This window comes from Streptomyces sp. iso_384, from assembly GCF_056172905.1.
In genome coordinates, this window is sequence record NZ_JBWBTT010000001.1 from 2608161 (window position 1) to 2628247 (window position 20087).

The 20087-nt window shown below is 72.6% G+C and carries 20 protein-coding genes; 18 read left to right on the top strand and 2 right to left on the bottom strand.

The annotated features are described in order from the left end of the window. Nucleotides 1–345: 345 nt before the first annotated feature. The 14 genes from AC0VY3_RS11475 (at nucleotide 346) to AC0VY3_RS11540 (ending at nucleotide 16099) form a co-directional block, all read left to right on the top strand. Complete coding sequence (locus tag AC0VY3_RS11475; RefSeq protein ID WP_030085836.1) at nucleotides 346–2001, top strand: CTP synthase; 1656 nt, start codon at nucleotides 346–348, stop codon at nucleotides 1999–2001. Between the two features lie 85 nt (nucleotides 2002–2086). After that, a complete protein-coding gene (locus AC0VY3_RS11480) occupies nucleotides 2087–2713 on the top strand; it encodes an NUDIX domain-containing protein (protein WP_475549543.1) in 627 nt (208 codons plus the stop codon). Between the two features lie 199 nt (nucleotides 2714–2912). Then, on the top strand, nucleotides 2913–5042 hold the full coding sequence (locus tag AC0VY3_RS11485; RefSeq protein ID WP_475549544.1) for a tetratricopeptide repeat protein: 2130 nt from the start codon (nucleotides 2913–2915) through the stop codon (nucleotides 5040–5042). A 143-nt stretch (nucleotides 5043–5185) separates the two neighbouring features. Next, on the top strand, nucleotides 5186–6301 hold the full coding sequence (gene ald / locus AC0VY3_RS11490; RefSeq protein ID WP_475551661.1) for an alanine dehydrogenase: 1116 nt from the start codon (nucleotides 5186–5188) through the stop codon (nucleotides 6299–6301). A 368-nt stretch (nucleotides 6302–6669) separates the two neighbouring features. Continuing rightward, the gene (locus AC0VY3_RS11495; protein WP_003970030.1) at nucleotides 6670–7788 is read left to right on the top strand and encodes a ParA family protein; all 1119 of its coding nucleotides are present in this window, start codon (nucleotides 6670–6672) and stop codon (nucleotides 7786–7788) included. Continuing rightward, the gene (locus AC0VY3_RS11500; RefSeq protein ID WP_475551662.1) at nucleotides 7785–8348 is read left to right on the top strand and encodes a hypothetical protein; all 564 of its coding nucleotides are present in this window, start codon (nucleotides 7785–7787) and stop codon (nucleotides 8346–8348) included. The genes AC0VY3_RS11495 and AC0VY3_RS11500 overlap by 4 nt, the downstream gene beginning before the upstream one ends. Before the next feature lie 279 nt (nucleotides 8349–8627). After that, on the top strand, nucleotides 8628–9674 hold the full coding sequence (locus AC0VY3_RS11505; RefSeq protein WP_103506897.1) for a segregation and condensation protein A: 1047 nt from the start codon (nucleotides 8628–8630) through the stop codon (nucleotides 9672–9674). Next, nucleotides 9671–10342, top strand: a complete 672-nt coding sequence (scpB, locus tag AC0VY3_RS11510; protein WP_103506896.1) for an SMC-Scp complex subunit ScpB — start codon at nucleotides 9671–9673, stop codon at nucleotides 10340–10342. The genes AC0VY3_RS11505 and scpB overlap by 4 nt, the downstream gene beginning before the upstream one ends. Further along, nucleotides 10342–11658 carry a pseudouridine synthase gene (locus AC0VY3_RS11515; RefSeq protein WP_475549545.1) on the top strand — a complete coding sequence of 439 codons (1317 nt, stop codon included), beginning with the start codon at nucleotides 10342–10344 and terminating at the stop codon, nucleotides 11656–11658. Before scpB ends, AC0VY3_RS11515 begins: the two co-directional genes overlap by 1 nt. Nucleotides 11659–11782: 124 nt before the next feature. Further along, nucleotides 11783–12439 carry a nicotinamide riboside transporter PnuC gene (gene pnuC / locus AC0VY3_RS11520; RefSeq protein WP_475549546.1) on the top strand — a complete coding sequence of 219 codons (657 nt, stop codon included), beginning with the start codon at nucleotides 11783–11785 and terminating at the stop codon, nucleotides 12437–12439. Next, entirely contained in the window at nucleotides 12436–13515 is a 1080-nt protein-coding gene (locus AC0VY3_RS11525) for an AAA family ATPase (protein WP_475549547.1), read from the top strand. The genes pnuC and AC0VY3_RS11525 overlap by 4 nt, the downstream gene beginning before the upstream one ends. Continuing rightward, nucleotides 13512–14276 (top strand): NUDIX hydrolase, encoded by a 765-nt coding sequence (locus tag AC0VY3_RS11530; RefSeq protein ID WP_475549548.1) that lies wholly within the window; start codon nucleotides 13512–13514, stop codon nucleotides 14274–14276. Before AC0VY3_RS11525 ends, AC0VY3_RS11530 begins: the two co-directional genes overlap by 4 nt. Further along, complete coding sequence (locus AC0VY3_RS11535; protein ID WP_475549549.1) at nucleotides 14273–15298, top strand: ADP-ribosylglycohydrolase family protein; 1026 nt, start codon at nucleotides 14273–14275, stop codon at nucleotides 15296–15298. Before AC0VY3_RS11530 ends, AC0VY3_RS11535 begins: the two co-directional genes overlap by 4 nt. Before the next feature lie 3 nt (nucleotides 15299–15301). Then, nucleotides 15302–16099, top strand: coding sequence for a nucleotidyltransferase domain-containing protein (locus AC0VY3_RS11540; protein ID WP_475549550.1), 798 nt, complete (start codon nucleotides 15302–15304; stop codon nucleotides 16097–16099). On the opposite strand, the gene AC0VY3_RS11545 is transcribed toward AC0VY3_RS11540, so the two are convergent. Both AC0VY3_RS11545 and AC0VY3_RS11550 read right to left on the bottom strand, forming a co-directional pair. Beyond that, nucleotides 16096–16830: a nucleotidyltransferase domain-containing protein gene (locus AC0VY3_RS11545; protein ID WP_475549551.1), complete on the bottom strand. Its 735-nt coding sequence runs from the start codon at nucleotides 16828–16830 to the stop codon at nucleotides 16096–16098. The two genes, AC0VY3_RS11540 and AC0VY3_RS11545, sit on opposite strands and share 4 nt — an antisense overlap. Nucleotides 16831–16884: 54 nt before the next feature. After that, nucleotides 16885–17334, bottom strand: coding sequence for a Rieske (2Fe-2S) protein (locus AC0VY3_RS11550; RefSeq protein WP_103512749.1), 450 nt, complete (start codon nucleotides 17332–17334; stop codon nucleotides 16885–16887). Nucleotides 17335–17539: 205 nt separating this feature from the next. On the opposite strand from AC0VY3_RS11550, the gene AC0VY3_RS11555 reads away from it, so the two are divergent. The 4 genes from AC0VY3_RS11555 to AC0VY3_RS11570 all read left to right on the top strand — a co-directional run bounded on the left by AC0VY3_RS11555 (nucleotide 17540) and on the right by AC0VY3_RS11570 (nucleotide 20056). Further along, complete coding sequence (locus tag AC0VY3_RS11555; protein WP_103512748.1) at nucleotides 17540–17902, top strand: DUF1304 domain-containing protein; 363 nt, start codon at nucleotides 17540–17542, stop codon at nucleotides 17900–17902. Nucleotides 17903–17907: 5 nt separating this feature from the next. Then, the gene (locus AC0VY3_RS11560) at nucleotides 17908–18510 is read left to right on the top strand and encodes a TetR/AcrR family transcriptional regulator (protein WP_473171373.1); all 603 of its coding nucleotides are present in this window, start codon (nucleotides 17908–17910) and stop codon (nucleotides 18508–18510) included. 101 nt (nucleotides 18511–18611) lie between these two features. Next, nucleotides 18612–18974 (top strand): chorismate mutase, encoded by a 363-nt coding sequence (gene aroH / locus AC0VY3_RS11565; protein WP_103512746.1) that lies wholly within the window; start codon nucleotides 18612–18614, stop codon nucleotides 18972–18974. Further along, on the top strand, nucleotides 18971–20056 hold the full coding sequence (locus tag AC0VY3_RS11570) for a prephenate dehydrogenase (protein WP_475549552.1): 1086 nt from the start codon (nucleotides 18971–18973) through the stop codon (nucleotides 20054–20056). Before aroH ends, AC0VY3_RS11570 begins: the two co-directional genes overlap by 4 nt. The last annotated feature ends 31 nt before the right edge of the window (nucleotides 20057–20087 follow it).

Sequence of the window (20087 nt, forward strand, 5' to 3'; positions counted from 1 at the left end):
CCTGTACCGGGTGGGCGGTCTGGGTGGTGCCGCCGCCCGGCCGTCTCGGCAGCGAGTGTTTGAGCAGGATACGACGCACCACGAAGATCCGCGCGACGGTCCCCGCAACATCTCTGAGCTGATCGGGTGGGACGTGGAGTGCCTGAGGTGAAGGTGTGACGCCCTTGTGCAGGGTGTGGCCGGAAGCAGCCTCCCGTCGTCGCTGTTACCCTGGTAGCCCGTGGACCGGTGGTCGTTCGCGACAGCGCACGAGGCCCCCGAACCGCAGCGACGGCGCCCCCGGAATCTCCGGTTCGGCTGCCGGTACGCACCTCAGAACCGCGACCACGGGAGCCCCCTTTGGCTATGCAGCCCACATCCACGACGACCAAGCACATCTTCGTCACCGGGGGTGTCGCCTCCTCCCTCGGCAAGGGTCTGACTGCCTCCAGCCTGGGTGCCCTGCTCAAGGCACGGGGCCTGCGGGTCACCATGCAGAAGCTCGACCCCTACCTCAACGTCGACCCCGGCACGATGAACCCCTTCCAGCACGGCGAGGTGTTCGTCACCGACGACGGCGCCGAGACCGACCTGGACATCGGCCACTATGAGCGTTTCCTCGACGTCAACCTCGACGGCTCCGCCAACGTGACGACCGGCCAGGTCTACTCCCAGGTCATCGCCAAGGAGCGGCGCGGTGAGTATCTGGGCGACACCGTCCAGGTCATCCCGCACATCACCAACGAGATCAAGCACCGCATCCGCCGCATGGCCACCGACGACGTGGACGTCGTCATCACCGAGGTCGGCGGCACGGTCGGCGACATCGAGTCGCTGCCGTTCCTGGAGACCGTCCGCCAGGTCCGCCACGAGGTCGGCCGGGACAACGTCTTCGTCGTGCACATCTCGCTGCTGCCCTACATCGGCCCCTCCGGCGAGCTGAAGACCAAGCCCACCCAGCACTCGGTGGCCGCCCTGCGCAACATCGGTATCCAGCCGGACGCCATCGTGCTGCGCGCCGACCGCGAGGTCCCCACCGCCATCAAGCGCAAGATCTCGCTGATGTGCGACGTCGACGAGGCCGCCGTGGTGGCCGCGATCGACGCCAAGTCGATCTACGACATCCCCAAGGTGCTGCACACCGAGGGCCTGGACGCCTACGTCGTGCGCAAGCTCGACCTGCCGTTCCGCGACGTCGACTGGACCACCTGGGACGACCTGCTGGACCGGGTCCACAACCCCGACCACGAGGTCACCGTCGCGCTGGTCGGCAAGTACATCGACCTGCCCGACGCCTATCTCTCGGTCACCGAGGCGATCCGCGCCGGCGGCTTCGCCAACAAGGCCCGGGTCAAGGTCAAGTGGGTCACCTCCGACGACTGCCGGACCGCCGCCGGCGCCGCCGAGCACCTGGGCGACGTCGACGCGATCTGCATCCCGGGCGGCTTCGGCGAGCGCGGTGTCGACGGCAAGGTCGGCGCCATCCGCTACGCCCGCGAGAACAAGGTCCCGCTGCTCGGCCTCTGTCTCGGCCTCCAGTGCATCGTGATCGAGGCGGCCCGCTCGCTCGCCGAGATCCCCGACGCCAACTCCACCGAGTTCGACGCCGCCACCTCCCACCCGGTCATCTCGACGATGGAGGAGCAGCTCGCCTTCGTCGAGGGCGCGGGCGACCTCGGCGGCACCATGCGGCTCGGCCTCTACCCGGCCAAGCTCGCCGAGGGCTCGCTGGTGCGCGAGGCCTACGCCGGTGAGCCGTACGTGGAGGAGCGCCACCGCCACCGCTACGAGGTCAACAACGCCTACCGCTCCGAGCTGGAGAAGAAGGCCGGACTGGTCTTCTCCGGCACCTCCCCGGACAACAAGCTCGTCGAGTACGTCGAGTACCCGCGCGAGACGCACCCCTATCTGGTCGCCACCCAGGCGCACCCGGAGCTGCGGTCCCGCCCGACCCGCCCGCACCCGCTCTTCGCGGGTCTGGTGAAGGCCGCCGTCGCACGCAAGGTCGGCGCGGGCGAGTAGTTCCGAGGCATTACGGTTGACCGGGGTACGGATCCTTCACGGATGCCGTGCCCCGGTTTTTCGTTCTGTTCGCGGGAGGACGCACATGGGTATCCAGGACACGCCCGAGGAGTGGCAGGTCACCGAGACCGTCACCCCCTTCACCGGCAACAAGACCAGCGTCCGCACCGACCAGGTGGTGATGCCCGACGGATCCGTCCACGGCCGTGACTACCAGGTCCACCCGGGCTCCGTCGCCGTCCTCGCCATCGACGACCAGGACCGGGTCATCGTCCTGCGCCAGTACCGCCACCCGGTACGCCACCGGCTCTGGGAGATCCCGGCCGGACTGCTCGACATCCCCGGCGAGAACCCTCTGCACGCCGCCCAGCGCGAGCTGTACGAAGAGGCGCACGTCAAGGCCGAGGACTGGCGGGTGCTGACCGACGTCTACACCACGCCCGGCGGCTGCGACGAGGCCGTGCGCATCTTCCTCGCGCGCGATCTCTCCGAGGCGGAGGGCGAGCGGTACGCGGTCTCCGAGGAGGAGGCCGACATGGAGCACGCCCGGGTGCCGCTGGCCGAGCTGGTCCGCTCGGTGATCGCGGGGGACGTGCACAACAACTGCCTGGTCGTCGGGGTGCTCGCGCTCACCGCCGTACGCGCGGGCGACGGCGTCGACTCGCTGCGCCCGGCCGAGGCGCCCTGGCCGGCCCGCCCCTTCGAGGCCTGACGGTCCGACGGGCTGGGGTCCGACGGCCTGACGGCCCATCTGAAGAAATGACTAAATGAAGAAATGCTGATCCGATCGGGGGATGTCGGGGCCGGTCCCGCCCCGCTCCGCAGTGATCGTCCCCGTCGCTGAACTACGCTCGAAAGGTCCCGACCGGAGCTCCGGCGGGCACCGCGTGCAGCGAAGTGGAGCGTGGCTCGTGACCGATCAGGCGGTGGACACCAGCGGCCCGGCAAAGGCCCCGGGGACCGAGGAGCCGTCCGGCGCCGCCCCACCCCGATTCTTCGGCCGTGAACGCGAGTTGAAGGCTCTGCGGGCGGACATCGAGCGCGCCGGTCTCGACACCCTGGCCGGCCGCAAGGCCCCCCGCGCCCGGGTGCTGCTGATCGCCGGACGCCCCGGATCCGGGCGCAGCGCCCTCGCCGAGGAGCTGGCCGGAGCGCTCACCGGAACCGACGCCGCCGGGGCCGCCGCGAGCGCGACCGGCGCACTGCCCTGGGCCGTTCCCGGTACGGGCTCCGGCGACTACCCCGACGGAGTGCTCCGGGTCGGCCTCACCGATCCCGGCGGCGGACGCGTCCCCACCGAACGCACCGCGGGCGAGATCCTCGGCCTCCTCGGAGTGGCGGTCCCGCCCGGCGCCGATCAGGACGAGCTGTCCGAGATGGTCCGCGAGGCCCTCGCGGTACGCCGACTCGTCCTGGTGCTCGACGACGCGGCCGACGCCGAACAGGTCGACCCGCTGCTCCCGGAGAACCCGGACTGCCTGGTCCTCGCTACCGCGACCGGACCGCTCACCGGCATCCCCGACGTGCGGCCCTGCACCCTCGGCGGACTGGAGAAGGGCGCGGCGGTGCGGCTGCTGGCCCGCACCATCGGCCAGGTCCGCATCACCGTCGACCCCCGCACCGCGGAGACCCTGGCCGAGGAGTGCGGGGGACAGCCCGCCGCGCTCGCCCTGGTGGGCGGCCTGCTCGCCGCCCACCCCATGGCCTCGGTCGCCGATGTCGCGGGGCAGCTGCACGAGCTGCCCGACTCCGGCGAGCAGCCCACCGGAGCCCGCCCGCTGGCCCGGGTCTTCCGGCTGGTCCACGACTCCCTGCCGCAGGCCGCCGCCCGGATACTGCGCCTGCTGGCCCTCGCCCCCGCCGGACTCGTCGACGCCCACGCGGCCTCCGCGCTGGCCGGCTGCTCGGTCTCGGCCGCCCGTTCCACGCTCGACGACTTCGTGAAGCTCGGGCTGTTGCGGACGGACGGCGCGGCCCACCCCCAGTACGCGGTGCCCGGCTGCCTCGCCCCGATGCTGTCGGCCCTCCTGGAGGACCGGGACCGGCCGGGCGAGATCCAGCTGGCCCGCGCCCGGATGCTGGAGCGGACCGTTCGCCGGCTCCAGGCCTGCCGGGCGATCACCGAGCCGGAGGGCTCCACCGCCCGCCGCAAGCTCGCCGGACTGCCCCGCTCGCTGCGCTTCCCGAGCGCCGAGGAGGCGGGCGCCTGGCTGCGGGTCCGCCAGCCCGCCCTGCTCGCCTCGGCCCGGCTCGCCGTGGCGGACGGCGAGCTCGACACCCTGGCCCGACGCCTGGTGGCCGCCCTGGTGCGGGCGCTGGCCGCGCACCGGGGCACGGAGGAGGCGGCCCCCGAGCTGTACGGGCTGCACGGCCTCGTCCTGGACGTGGCGCTCCGCCGCGAGCTGCCCCGCGAACAGGCGGCCGCCCTGCTGAACCTCGCCGACCTGGACGCCCGCACCGGCCGCACCCGGGAGGCGCTGACCCGCTACCGTGCCGCGCTGGACGCCGGAAAGGCGGCGAAGGACCTGTACGCCACCGGCCGCGCGATGGAATCCGTAGGCGGCGCGTACGAGGAGCTGGGGGACTACCACCGGGCCGCCGACTGGTACGGCCGCGCGCTCTCCCAGCGGCTGACCCAGGGGGAGCGCGCGGACGAGGCCCGGCTCTACGGTCGGCTCGGGGCCGTCCACACGTACGCCGGGCGCTACGGCGAGGCGCTGCGGAACTGGCGGGCCGCCGCTTCCGGCCACCGCAGGCTCGGCGATCCGGCGGCCCGGGCGCGGGCGCTCAGCGAGGCCGCCCGGGTCCAGGAGTACGCGGGCCGGCCGCACGACTCGCTCCAGACCTGCCGGGAGGCCGTCCAGCTGGCCCGGCGCGCCGGTGACGTGCGGCTTCAGGCGGCGCTGCAGCTGCGGCTCGCCGACACCCTGGACCGGCTCGGAGACCCCGCGGCGGCGGGGCTGCACCGGGGCGCGGCCGACAGATTGCTGGGTGAGGAGGCTTCAGCCTGCGAAATCCGTAGTGCTTCGACAGAAAAATAAAGCTTTGTAAGGCTAGACAGCGCGAAGTCCTTCATTAGACTGGCTCTGCCGCGTTCCTCCGTGGCGTCTCCATTTATGATGTATATGTCCGGGTGTGCTCCGTTGTGCCCGGGTAACCCTCCGAGCCAAGGACCGTGATCGACGTGAAGGTCGGCATCCCCCGCGAAGTCAAGAACAACGAGTTCCGGGTGGCGATCACCCCCGCCGGAGTGCATGAGCTCGTCCGTCACGGCCACCAGGTCGTCATCGAGCACGACGCCGGCGTCGGCTCGTCCATCCCGGACGAGGAGTACGTCGCCGCCGGGGCGCAGATCCTGGCCACCGCCGACGAGGTCTGGGCCGCCGCCGACCTGCTGCTGAAGGTCAAGGAGCCGGTCGCCGAGGAGTACCACCGCCTCCGCAAGGACCAGACGCTCTTCACCTACCTGCACCTCGCCGCCTCCCGTGAGTGCACCGACGCGCTGCTGGCCTCCGGCACCACCGCCATCGCCTACGAGACGGTCGAGACCGCGAACCGCGCGCTCCCGCTGCTCGCCCCGATGTCCGAGGTCGCGGGCCGCCTCGCCCCGCAGGTCGGCGCGTACCACCTGATGCGCTCGGTCGGCGGCCGCGGCGTGCTGCCCGGCGGCGTGCCCGGTACGGCGGCCGGCAAGGCCGTCGTCATCGGCGGCGGCGTCTCCGGCTGGAACGCCACCCAGATCGCCGTGGGCCTCGGCTTCCACGTCACGCTGCTCGACCGCGACATCAACAAGCTGCGCGAGGCCGACAAGATCTTCGGCACCAGGGTGCAGACCGTCGTCTCCAACTCCTTCGAGCTGGAGAAGGCCGTCGTCGAGGCCGACCTCGTCATCGGCGCCGTGCTGATCCCCGGAGCCAAGGCCCCGAAGCTGGTCACCAACGAGCTCGTCGCCAAGATGAAGCCCGGAAGTGTACTTGTCGACATTGCAATCGACCAGGGTGGCTGCTTCGAGGACTCGCGTCCGACGACCCACGCCGAGCCGACCTTCCAGGTCCACGACTCGGTCTTCTACTGCGTCGCCAACATGCCCGGTGCGGTGCCCCACACCTCCACCTACGCGCTCACCAACGCGACGATGCCGTACATCGTGGAGCTCGCGAACCGCGGCTGGGCCGACGCGCTGCGCCGCGACGCCGCGCTCGCCAAGGGTCTCAACACCCATGAGGGCCAGGTCGTTTACCGCGAGGTGGCCGAGGCGCACGACCTCCCGCACGTCGAACTGAGCACGCTCCTCGGCTGACGGGTCAACTCCTTTCGTCAACATCGGGACTCCGGCCGGACCTTGCCGAGCAAGGTCCGGCCGGACGTGTATCGGGCCCTGTGAGGCCCTTGCGCAACTCGCGCCGAACGTAACCCTTTACCCGTTTCGTGCTGCGGTGAAATGTGCGGCTTGGCCGCTGTGCACCCTTGACAGCGAGGCGTTCGATTGCCGACACATCGGGCCGGGTCCGGCGGATTGTGTTGCTGCGGACCGGTGACACGCCATAGAGTCGCCAATCGTCGGCATGGTGCCACGCTGACCTATCGATAAGTTTCCTGGTCACGTCCAAGGAGGTAAGACGACTTGTGAATGAGTCGACAATTACTCCTGGGGGTGGTCAACCAGGGATGCCTGCACGGGGTCTGAGCCCGATCGGGCTCGAAGCTGTCGGCTCCGTCGCGGTCCGCACCTTCGCCACCCAACAGCACATGACGACAGCCCCCCAGATGATGGACGGCCTACACGTGAACGCCACGGCCGGCAACGAGAGCAGCCGGGACACCGACCGCTTCGCCGACTTCGCCGAGGTGCCCGAGGGGCACTTCTACGACCCCGACGCCGAGTACGAGCCCGATCCGGAGTACGCGGCCACCCTCGCGCCCGACGCCGCGCGTCAGCGCCGCGAGCGCATCGGCCCGACCGGACGGCCGCTGCCGTACTTCCCGATCCCGGGCCCCCTGACCGACCACGGCCCCGCGAAGATCATCGCGATGTGCAACCAGAAGGGCGGCGTCGGCAAGACCACGTCGACCATCAACCTGGGCGCCGCGCTCGCGGAGTACGGACGCCGGGTCCTGCTCGTCGACTTCGACCCGCAGGGCGCGCTCTCCGTCGGCCTCGGGGTCAACCCGATGGAGCTGGACCTCACCGTCTACAACCTGCTCATGGAGCGGGGCATGGCGGCCGACGACGTCCTGCTCAAGACCGCGGTCCCCAACATGGACCTGCTGCCCAGCAACATCGACCTCTCCGCGGCCGAGGTGCAGCTCGTCAGCGAGGTGGCCCGCGAGTCCACGCTCCAGCGCGCCCTGAAGCCGCTGATGGCCGACTACGACTACATCGTGATCGACTGTCAGCCCTCGCTCGGCCTGCTCACCGTGAACGCCCTGACGGCCGCTCACAAGGTCATAGTGCCGCTGGAGTGCGAGTTCTTCGCGCTGCGCGGGGTGGCGCTGCTCACCGAGACCATCGAGAAGGTCCAGGAGCGGCTCAACCCGGAGCTGGAGCTCGACGGCATCCTCGCCACCATGTACGACTCCCGTACGGTGCACAGCCGTGAGGTCCTGGCGCGCGTCGTCGAGGCCTTCGACGAACACGTCTACCACACGGTCATCGGGCGCACGGTCCGCTTCCCGGAGACCACGGTCGCCGGTGAGCCCATCACCACCTACGCCTCCAACTCGGTCGGCGCAGCCGCCTATCGCCAGCTCGCCAGGGAGGTGCTCGCCCGGTGTCACGCCGAGTGAGTCTGCCGGGGGCCGACGAACTGTTCCGCACCACCGGAGGCGGGATGGGCCTCCAGTCGTCCTCCCCGGCGGAGCGGCGGCGCAAGGCGAACGGCGAACCCCGGGTGCCCGCACCCGCCGGGGAGAGCGACCCCTCCGGCCGGACCCCGTCCGCCGACCACGAGGAGCACGCCGCGGCCGACACCGACGGCGGCGACCCGCGCGGCCGCGCCGAGACCGAGCGCCCGCCGGCCGCCAAGGCCGCCCCCGGTGAGCGCCCCGCGCCCGCCGCGGCCCCGGCCGAGCAGCCCCCGGCAGTCCAGCAGCAGCGCAGGCGCGGCGGCGGACGCGGCGCGAACCGTCGCCCCAGCGGCCGGGAACGCCACGACGAGAAGATCACGGTCTACGTCTCCGCCGAGGAGCTGATGGACCTCGAACACGCCCGGCTCGTCCTGCGCGGCGAACACGGCCTCGCCGTCGACCGCGGCCGCATCGTCCGCGAGGCGGTGGCGGTGGTCCTGGCCGACCTGGAGTCCCGGGGCGACGCGAGCATCCTCGTACGGCGGCTGCGCGGCCGCTGAGCGGCACGGCGCGGGTAGCCTGCCCTAGGGCATGTCGTCACATTCCCGCCTGCCGGACGGCGTCCGGCACTTCCCCAAGCTCTCGGCTTCGCTCGAGCAGGGGAGTCCCCATCGCTCGCTGCGTTGCCGAAATGGCCAAGTAGCTCTGCTACGAGGTCATCCCGGCGCCTTGCGATCGCACGCACCGGACGCCGCCCGGCCGACGGGAAGGTGACGACAGGCCCTGGACCCGCCGACCGGCGCGGCCCGTCCGCGCCGCCGCCCCACCCCTGGACCCCCATGCCCACGCCCGACGACCCCGCCACCCCGCGCCGCCGTGCCCTGGGGCGGGGACCGGGAGTGGCGGCGCCGCCCGTGGCCGCGGAGGAGACGGTCCCGGAGCCCGTACCCGCGCCGGAGCCCGAGCCGGGGCCGGGGCCGGCACCCGAGGCCGTACGGGACGAGCCCGTACCGGAGCGGGAAGCCGTTCCCGTACCGGAGACGGTTCCGGAGCCTGAGCCGGAGCCGGACGACAAGCGGTTCACGGTCCGCCTGGTGAACTTCGAGGGCCCCTTCGATCTCCTCCTCCAGCTGATCTCCAAGCACAAGCTGGACGTCACCGAGGTCGCGCTCTCCAAGGTGACCGACGAGTTCATGGCGTACATCCGTGCCATGGGCCCCGACTGGGACCTCGACCAGACCACCGAGTTCCTCGTCGTCGCCGCCACGCTGCTCGACCTCAAGGCCGCCCGGCTGCTGCCCGCCGCCGAGGTCGAGGACGAGGCCGATCTCGCGCTCCTGGAGGCGCGGGACCTGCTCTTCGCGCGGCTGCTGCAGTACCGCGCGTACAAGCGGATCGCCGAGATCTTCCAGGGCCGCCTGGAGTCGGAGGCCCGCCGCCACCCCCGTACCGTCGGCCTGGAGGACCACCACGCCGCGCTGCTGCCCGAGGTGGTCATCAGCATCGGGCCCGACGGCTTCGCGAAGCTCGCGGTGAAGGCGATGCAGCCGAAGCCGAAGCCCCAGGTGTACGTCGACCACATCCACGCCCCGCTGGTCAGCGTCCGGGAGCAGGCGGGCCTGGTGGTGGAGCGGCTGCGCGAGGCCGGGGCGGCGGTGAGCTTCCAGGTGCTGACCGAGGACGCGCCGGACACTTTGACCGTGGTCGCCCGCTTCCTGGCCCTGCTGGAGCTCTACCGCGAGAAGGCCGTCACCCTCGACCAGGACGAGGCGCTGGGCGATCTGCTGGTGGCCTGGTGCGGCGGGGCGGACGCGGAGCCGGTGGTGACGGACGAGTTCGACCAGGAGCTGAACGGGACCCCCGAAGAGGAGGACGTACGGGAATGAGCGCGCAGCCCACCGCACAGGACGACGGCGGACCGGACGACGGGAGCGCGGTCGCCTCGCTCGACCTCAAGCCCGCCCTGGAGGCGGTCCTCATGGTCGTCGACGAGCCCGCCACCGTCGACCACCTCGCCAAGGTGCTCCAGCGGCCCCGCAGGGCCGTGGCGGACGCGCTGCGGGAGCTGGCCGACGAGTACACCGTGCAGCGCCGGGGCTTCGACCTGCGGCTCGTCGCGGGCGGCTGGCGTTTCTCCACCCGGCCCGAGTACGCGGCGGCCGTGGAGGGCTTCGTCCTGGACGGCCAGCACGCCCGGCTCACCCAGGCCGCGCTGGAGACCCTGGCGGTGGTCGCGTACCGGCAGCCGGTGAGCCGGTCCAGGGTCTCGGCGGTGCGCGGAGTGAACTGCGACGGGGTCATGCGGACCCTCCTCCAGAGGGGCCTGGTGGCCGAGGCGGGCGCGGAACCCGAAACAGGTGCGATCCTGTACAGGACGACGAACTACTTTCTGGAGCGAATGGGCCTGCGCGGCCTGGACGAGCTCCCGGAGCTCGCGCCCTTCCTCCCGGAGGCGGACGCGATCGAGGCTGAGACGCTAGAGGGTGTGCCGTCGTTCGATCCGGACGCACCGGACACCCCGGATACTCACGCAGACGACAAGACGGAATTTTGATGCGAAGCAGTGGCAGGAACAGCGGAAGCGGCAGCGGCGGCAGCGGCCGGAGCGGTGGCCAGGGCGGTCGTCCCGGTCAGGGCGGCGGACGCGGTCAGGGCGGGCGTGACGGCGGCGGGTCCTTCCGCCAGGGCCAGGGCGGCGGCCCGGGCGGGCGCTCCGGCGGCCAGGGCGGCGCCGGACGCGGCGGCAGCCAGGGCGGGCGGCCCGGAGCCCCGGGCGGGCGTCCCGGCGGCCAGGGCGGCCGTCCGGGCTCTCAGGACGGGCGCAGGAGCTTCCAGGGCGGACGCGACGAGCAGGAGCAGCGCCCCCGCCGTCCCCGCCCGGAGGAGCGCCGCTACGACGTCGGCAACGACGCCCCCGGCGCCCGGACCGGCGAGGACGGCCCCCGCAAGGGCCGTGGCTCGGCGGCCCGCGGCGGCGCCAAGGGCGGCCCGAAGCCCGCGCAGGGCGGCAACCGCGGCGGCGGCTTCCGGCGCGGCGGCGCCCCCTCGCGCCCCCGCGAGCTGGACGCCAAGATCGAGCAGCGCAACCGCGACCGGTACGCGAACAAGCCCGACATCAATCTGCCCAAGACCCACCCGGGCGCCGAGCAGGAGGGCGAGCGGCTGCAGAAGGTCCTCGCCCGGGCCGGCATGGGCTCGCGCCGCGCGTGCGAGGAGCTGATCGAGCAGGCGCGCGTCGAGGTCAACGGCGAGATCGTCGTCGAGCAGGGCATGCGCGTCGACGTGCACAAGGACGAGATCAAGGTCGACGGCCTGACCGTCGCCGCCCAGTCGTATCTCTTCTTCGCGCTGAACAAGCCCGCCGGTGTCGTCTCCTCGATGGAGGACCCGGACGGCCGCCAGTGCCTCGGCGACTACGTGACCAACCGCGAGACGCGGCTGTTCCACGTCGGCCGGCTGGACACCGAGACGGAGGGCATCATCATGCTCACCAACCACGGTGAGCTGGCCCACCGCCTCACGCACCCGAAGTACGGCGTGAAGAAGACCTACCTGGCCGCCATCCAGGGCCCGCTGCCGCGCGACCTCGGCAAGCGGCTCAAGGACGGCATCCAGCTGGAGGACGGCTACGCCCGCGCCGACCACTTCCGCGTCGTCGAGAACACCGGCAAGAACTACCTGGTCGAGGTCACCCTCCACGAGGGCCGCAAGCACATCGTCCGCCGGATGCTCGCCGAGGCGGGCTTCCCGGTCGAGCGGCTGGTGCGGACGTCCTTCGGGCCGATCCCGCTCGGCGACCAGAAGTCCGGCTGGCTGCGCCGCCTCACCAACACCGAGGTCGGCATGCTGATGCGCGAGGTCGGCCTCTAGGCAGCACGCTCCCAGGGCCCGCGGCCGGTAGCCGTCCGGAAAGTTCGGACGGAACCGGCCGCGGGCCTTTTGCCGCCCCCGCCCACCCTTTATAGTCAGAATGACTATTAAGAAGGAGGCGGGCGTGAGTCTCGCGGACATACTCGATCCCCTGCAACAGCCCCTGGTGACGATCCTGGACACCCCGGTCAGCTGGACCGAGGTGCTGGGCTTCGGCAGCGGGGCGCTGTGCGTCTGGCTCGTGGCCCGCCAGCACCTCGCCAACTGGCCGATCGGCATCGCCAACAACCTTTTCTTCATCCTGCTGTTCGCCCAGTCCGGTCTGTACGCCGACGCCGGCCTCCAGATCGTCTTCATCACCCTCGCCGCGTACGGCTGGTGGACCTGGACCCACGGGGGTGGATCAGGGACATCGGTCCTGCCGGTGCGCAGGACGACCCGCACCGAATGGGCCTGGCTGCTCGCGGCGGGGGTGGTGGGGACCGCCGGGATCACCCTGCTGCTGTCCCGGGCCACCGACTCCACCGTCCCGTTCTGGGACGCGCTGACGACCTCGCTGTCGCTGATGGCGACGTACGGGCAGTGCCGCAAGCGGCTGGAGTCCTGGTGGCTGTGGATCGCCGCCGACGTGGTCCACATCCCGCTCTACGCCCACAAGGGGCTGTATCCGACCTCGCTGCTGTACGCCGGATTCCTCGCGCTCTGCCTGGTCGGCCTGCGCAACTGGCACCGCGACCTGACCGCACGCACCGCACGGACCCCGGAGGTGGCCGCCGTATGAAGCGCTACGGACACGGCCTGGTCCTCGGCAAGTTCTACCCGCCGCACGCCGGCCACCACCACCTCGTCGAGACCGCCCGGGACCGCTGCGATCGGCTGACCGTGCTGGTCTGCGCCGCCTCCGTGGAGTCCGTCCCGCTCGCCGACCGGGTCGCCTGGATGCGCGAGGTCCACCCGGACGTCACGGTGGTCGGCGCGGTCGACGACACGCACATGGACGTGCACGACCCGGCCGTCTGGGACGCGCACATGGCCGTCTTCACCGCCGCCGTGCCCGAGCGGGTGGACGCGGTCTTCACCTCGGAGGCGTACGGGGAGGAACTGGGCCGCCGCTTCGGCGCCGCGTCCGTCCTCGTCGACCCCGACCGCACCCTCTTCCCGGTCTCCGGCACCGCCGTGCGCCAGGACCCGGCCGGCTGCTGGGACTTCCTCCGGCCGCCCGTACGGGCCGCCCTCGCCCGCCGCGTCGTCGTCCTCGGTGCGGGGTCCACCGGCACCACCACCCTCGCGCGGGCGCTCGCCACCCACTACCGGGCACGCGGCGGGGTCTGGGCGCGCACCGGGTACGTCGCCGAGTACGGCCGCGAGTACAGCGAACACAAGCTGGCCGCCCTGCGCGAGCGGTGGCCCGGGGCCGCCTGGGAGGACGTCACCTTCACCACCGACGACTTCCCGCTCATCGCGAAGACCCAGAACGAGCGCGAGGAGGCGGCCGCCCGCGCCGGATCCCCGGTCCTCGTCTGCGACACCGACTCCTTCGCCACCACCGTCTGGCACGAGCGGTACGTCGGCGGCCGCAACCCCCTCGTCGAGGAGATCGCCGACCGCGCCGCCCGCCACCTGTGGCTGCTCACCGACCACGAGGGCGTCGCCTTCGAGGACGACGGGCTGCGCGACGGCGAGGAGCTGCGCCCCTGGATGACCGACCGTTTCCGCGCCGAACTCACCCGCACCGGACGGCGGTTCATCGAGGTCACCGGACCGCCCGAGGCGCGGCTCGCCACCGCCGTCACCGCCGTCGACGAACTCCTCGCCACCGGCTGGGACTTCGCCGCACCCCTCCCGGAGAAACGATGAGCACCCCCGCCCCCGAGGGCTACGACCCCTACGCCTTCGCGCCGTTCGCGGTCACCGTCGACCTCGCGGTCTTCACCGTCCGCGAGGCCCGGCTGCACGTTCTGCTCGTCGAACGCGGCCAGGAGCCCTTCCGGGGCCGGTGGGCTCTGCCCGGCGGCTTCCTGCTGCCCCGTGAGTCCGCCGAGGACGCCGCCCGCCGCGAACTCGCCGAGGAGACCGGCCTCGGCCCCGGCACGATCGGCACCCTCCACCTCGAGCAGCTGCGCACCTACTCCGACCCGGACCGCGACCCGAGGATGCGGGTCGTCTCCGTTGCGTACGCCGCGCTCCTGCCGGACCTGCCCGAACCGCGCGGCGGCGGCGACGCGGCGAGCGCCCGGTGGTGGGACGCGGGCGCCACCGGACCGCTGGCCTTCGACCACGACAAGATCCTCGCCGACGCCCACGACCGGATCGGCGCCAAGCTCGAGTACAGCTGTCTGGCCACCGCGTTCTGCCCCGCCGAGTTCACCCTCGGCGAACTCCAGCAGGTCTACGAGACCGTCTGGGGCGTCGAGCTGGACCGCCCCAACTTCCGGCGCAAGGTCCTGAACGCGCCCGGCTTCGTCGAAGCCGTCGAGGGCCCGCCGCGCCGCACCGGCGGACGGGGCAAACCGGCCGCCCTCTACCGGGCGGGCGACGCCACCGCCCTGCACCCGCCGCTCCTGCGCCCGCCGCAGCCCGACGCTCCCCACTCCGCACCGGAAGGACGAGACAGATGACCATCGCCACCCCGCCCCTCACCAAGCAGGCCGCGACCGGCGTCCTGACCGGGCTCGCCATCGGCGACGCGCTCGGCTTCCCCACCGAGTTCAACGACGTGCCCGCCATCCTCGCCACGTTCGGCCCCTGGCGGCGGATTCCCCTCCTGAACCCCGCCGTCGTCTCGGACGACACCCAGATGACGATCGCGCTCGGCCGCGCCATCCGCACCGCCATGGACAGCGGACTGCTCACCCCCGAACGGCTGGTCGGCCCGGTCCGCGACGAGTTCGTCGCCTGGTACCACTCGCCGGACAACAACCGCGCCCCCGGCAACACCTGCCTCACCGCCTGCCGGCTGCTCGAACACACCCGCGTCTGGCAGGAGGCCAGTCAGACGCACTCCAAGGGCTGCGGCGCCAACATGCGGGTCGCCCCCGTCGGCCTGGTCCCCGGTCTCAGCGAGGAGCAGCGGGCCGGCGCCGCCCAGCTCCAGGCCGCCCTCACCCATGGCCACCCCACCGCCCTGGCCGCCTCCGATCTGCTGGCCCGCGCGGTGTTCCTGCTCGCCCAGGGCGCCGAACCCCTCGGCCTGATCGGGCAGTTGCGCAGCTACGCCGTGGACAACCGGGCCCGCTACCACACCCGCTGGCTCGGCGACCTCTGGCGCCACGCGGGCGACGCCACCCCGCAGGCGTACATCCAGCGCGGCTGGGACGAGTGCCTGGCGGCCCTGGAGACCGTACGGGACGCCCTGCGCGACCCGTCGCCGGAGACCGACCCGTGCGAGCGGACCGGCGACGGCTGGATCGCCGAGGAGGCCCTCGCCACCGCCCTGCACTGCTTCCTGCTCTTCCCCGAGGAGCCCGTCACCGCCCTGCGCCGCGCCGCCTGCACCCGGGGCGACTCCGACTCGATCGCCTGCCTGACCGGGGCGCTGGCCGGGGCACACCTGGGCGCGGCGGCCTGGCCCAAGGAGTGGTCCGAGCGCATCGAGTACCGCAGCGATCTGCTGTCCCTCGCGGCGCTCTGGGACGCTTGAGCCATGACCACCGCCATCGACGACCTCCTGACGCGGGCCGGGCTCCCGGTCACCGACCTGCGCCCCGATCTCGAACACGCCCCCGGCCCCCTGGCCTTCGCCACGGTCTCCGGCGCCCATCTGTACGGCTTCCCCTCCCGGGACTCGGACGTGGACCTGCGGGGGGTCCACGTCCTGCCCGCCGAGGACCTGCTGGGGCTGCACGAGCCGGAGGAGACCCGCACCCGGATGTGGGAGCGCGACGGGGTCGAGCTGGATCTCGTCACCCACGACCTGCGCAAGTTCGTCCGCCTGATGCTCCGGCCGAACGGCTACGTACTGGAGCAGCTGCTGTCCCCGCTGGTGGTGCACACCGGTCCGCTCCACACGGAGCTGACCGCACTGTCCCCGGGCGTCCTCACCCGCAACCACGCCCACCACTACCGGGGCTTCGCGGTGACGCATTGGCGGCTGTACGGGAACACCGGCGAACTGAAGCCGCTGCTCTACACCTTCCGGGCCCTGCTCACCGGCATCCATCTGATGCGCACCGGCGAGGTGCTGGCCCATCTGCCCACCCTGCTCGACCGGACCGACGCCCCCGCGTACCTCCCGGACCTGATCGCCGCGAAGGCCGAGGCCGAACACGGTACGGCGACGACGGGCCCGGACGAGGAGACCCTCACCCAGGACGTGACGGAGCTGCACCGCGTCCTGGACGAGGCGCGGACCCGTTCCCGGCTGCCGGACGCGGTGACCGTCCTTCAGGACCTGCACGACCTCGTCGTACGGGCCAGGCTCGCGGCCCCGCACACCCGCTAGGGCCGGGCCGTCTCCCGTGCCGCCGAGGCCCGCCGGGTCCGGACGAGGAGGTCCTCCACGGCCGCCCGGTCGGGTTCCGGCGGCAGCGGGGAGCGGGCCGCCGCATCGTCGTTCTCCTCGCCGAGGCGGTTCATCCGGCGCTCCACCTCCGGCCACGGCACCTCGCCGCGCTTCACCGCCAGCAGCTCCTCGCGTGCGTCGCCGACCTCGATGCGCAGCTCGCCCGTACGCAGCAGATCACGGCTGCTCGCCAGCAGCCGCAGCAGATGCATCGCGTGCTTCCAGCGCGGCGCCCCGTGGATCCGTACGTCCGCCTCCAGCTTCCTGCGCTGGCCCAGCGCGTACCGGACGAACGTGCCGTGCGCGAGCCGCGAGAGGAACGCTCCGCGCAGGGCCAGCAGTGCGCGGCCGGTGTCGTCCACGGACTCCACCAGCGGGGAGTGCAGGCACTCCAGCACATTCGGATTGGCCCGCAGTGCGAGTTCGCAGAAGCGTTCCAGCTCCCAGGAGAACTGTTCCGGCGCGGGGCCCTCGACATGCGTCGGCGGCTTCTCGAAACGCCAGAACAGCGGAGTCGGCGCGAGGAACACACCACGCCGGTCCGTGTCGCTGTCCTCGGTGGCCAGCCCGAAGGCGCGCGAGCCCATGACGCACGCGTAGACCGTGTGGTCGTGCACGAGCGCCTGCCCGGCCCCGTCGGCGTTCCCGGCGTCTTCGGCTGGAGTGATCATGCCCGCGAGGGTACGGGCGCGGCGGCCGCCGCGCCCCGGATATTCGGGCCCGCCTCAGCCCAGCCGGATCGTTCCGCCCGAGACGCTGATCCGCTCGGCGGGCAGCGGCCGGGTCGCCGGGCCGGCCTCGACCGCCGCGTCCGTGATGCTGAACCGGCTGCCGTGGCAGGGGCAGTTGATGGTGCCGTCGCTGACCGTCGAGACGAGACAGCTCGCATGGGTGCAGACGGCGGAGAACGCCTTGAACTCACCCTCCTCCGGCTGGGTCACCACCACCTTCCGCTCCTTGAAGATGGTTCCGCCGCCGACCGGGATGTCCCCGGTCCCGGCCAGCTCCACGCCGTCCGAAGCGCCCGGAGACGCCCCGTCCGAAGCGCCGTCCGACGCGGTGGGCGTACCGCTCGTGTCACCGCCGCCGCCCTCGTCGGAGGATCCGCAGCCGGTGGCCAGGGCCGCGGCGCCCGCCGCACCCGCGGCCAGCACCGTCCTTCGCCGTGCGTTCATGGTTCTCCTTCGATGGCAGGGGTGACGCGGTGGGAGGTGCGAGTCATCGTCGCCGTGGCGGGCCCCCGGGTGAAGCAACCGGGCGGACCGTGCGCCCGCCCGAGTGGCAGATAGGACCTGATCGAACAGCAGAAGCCCTGACCGTCCGGCCTTCGGCCGATTTCCTGTACAGTTGTCCAGGAAATCGACCAGGAGGCCCTTCGTCATGCATGTCGCAGCTCAGGTTCTGGTGGCGCTCGTCGCGGTCATCCACCTCTACTTCCTCGTCCTGGAGATGTTCCTCTGGGACACCGAACGCGGCCGCAAGGCCTTCGGCACGACCGCCGCCTTCTCCCGTGAGAGCGCCACGCTCGCCGCCAACCAGGGCCTCTACAACGGCTTCATGGCCGCCGGACTGATCTGGAGCCTCTTCGCGAGCGATCCGGTCGCCCACCAGACGCAGATCTTCTTCCTCGTCTGCCTGGTCGTCGCCGGTGTCTACGGGGCCGCCACCGTCAGCCGGAAGATCCTCTTCGTCCAGGCCGGGCCCGCCGCCCTCGCCCTCGCTCTCGTCCTCCTGGCGGGCTGAGGCCGATGGGCCCCGCGGTGACGGACGGCAGCGGCGACCCGCGGACCGCGCGCACCAGGGCCAGGCTCCGCGCCGCCCTGCTCGCCGCCTGCGAGGAGCGGCCGCTCGACCGGGTCAGCGTCTCGCAGGTGGTCCGCGGCGCCGGGGTCGGCCGGGCCACGTTCTACCTCCACTACGACGATCTCCACGCCCTCGCCGTGGACGCCTGCGCCGAGATCGTCACCCGGGCGGTCGACGCCCTGCACGCCTGGGACGGCGCGCCCCCGGGCCCCGACGACCCGCCGGCCCCGCTCGGCGAACTGCTCGCTGAGGTCGGCGCCCGTACGCCCGTCTACCGCAGCCTGCTGCGGGAGGGCGGCGGCGGACCGCTCGGCGAACTGCTCCACGCCGAACTCCGCCGGCGCAGCCTCGACGAGCTGCGCGCCCGCCGCCCGGGCGGCCCCGGCCAGGACCTCACCGCGAGCGCCGTCGCCGGACTCTTCACCGGAGTGCTCGCCGACTGGGTGCACGGGCACACCGCCGCCGCCCCCGACGCTCTCGCCGCCCGGATCTGGCGGATGCTCCTGGCCGTGCACGCCACCGCCCGTCTCACGGACGGAACACCGTGATCGCGTCCGCCCCGGCCGCTCTAGGCTGAGCGGAGCAGCGGCCGCGCCGAGGGGCGCCGGGCCGAGAACGCGGTGGAGCAGCGAAGAGCGAGGAGTACGACGTGGCGGTACGAGCGGTCCGGGGCGCGGTCCAGCTGGACCGGGACGAGGCCGGGCACATGGACCAGCGGGTCGGTGAGCTGCTGACGGCCGTCCTGGAGCGCAACGAGCTCGTCGCCGACGACCTGATCAGCATCTGGTTCACCGCCACCCCCGATCTGCACAGCGACTTCCCGGCCGCCGCCGCCCGCGGCCTCGGCATCGTCGACGTCCCCCTGATCTGTGCCCAGGAGCTGGACATCGACGGGGCCATGCCCCGGGTCGTCCGTATCCTCGTGCACGTCGAGACCTACCTCTCGCGTGCCGAGATCAGCCACGTCTACCTCGGCGCCACCGCCACCCTGCGCAAGGACATCGCCCAGTGAGAACCGCCCTCGTCATCGGAACCGGGCTCGTCGGCACCTCCGCCGCCCTCGCGCTGGCGGGCCGCGGTATCCAGGTGCACCTCGTCGACCACGACCCCGCCTCCGCCCGCACCGCCTCCGCGCTCGGCGCCGGTACGGACGAGGCGCCGGAAGGCCCCGTCGACCTGGCGATCGTCGCCGTACCGCCCGCCCACACCGCCGCCGTCCTCGCCCGGGCGATGCGCGACGGCGTGGCCCGCGGCTACCTCGACGTCGCCAGCGTCAAGGGCGGCCCGCGCCGCGAGCTGGAGGCGCTCGGCCTCGACCTCGCCCCGTACATCGGTACGCACCCGATGGCGGGCAAGGAGCGCTCGGGGCCGCTGGCCGCCACCGCCGACCTCTTCGAGGGCCGCCCCTGGGTCCTCACCCCGACCCGGGACACCGACACCGAGGTGCTCAACCTCGCGCTGGAGCTGGTCGCCCTGTGCCGGGCCGTCCCCGTCGTCATGGACGCCGACGCCCACGACCGTGCCGTCGCCCTCGTCTCGCACACCCCGCAGCTGATCTCCTCGATGGTCGCCGCCCGGCTGGAGGAGGCCGACGAGACCGCCGTGCGCCTGTGCGGCCAGGGCATCCGCGACGTCACCCGGATCGCCGCCTCCGACCCCCGGATGTGGGTCGAGATCCTCTCCGCCAACCCCGGGCCGGTCGCCGACGTGCTGGCCGGGGTCGCCGCCGACCTGGCGGAGACCGTGACGGCGCTGCGCGGTCTGCACTCCGCCGACGAGGAGAAGCGGCGCGCGGGCACCGACGCCATCGAGGACGTCCTGCGCCGCGGCAACGCGGGCCGCGTCCGGGTCCCCGGCAAGCACGGCGCGGCCCCCACCGCCTACGAGACCGTCGCCGTCCTCATCGGCGACAAGCCGGGCGAGCTGGCCGCGATCTTCGCCGACGCCGGCCGGGCCGGGGTCAACATCGAGGACGTCCGCATCGAGCACGCCACCGGCCAGCAGGCGGGCCTCGTCCAGATCATGGTCGAGCCCAGCGCCGCCCCGGTCCTCGGCGCGGCCCTCCAGGAACGCGGCTGGTCGATCCGCGGCTGACCCGGTCCCGTACGAACGGCCGACCCCGGTC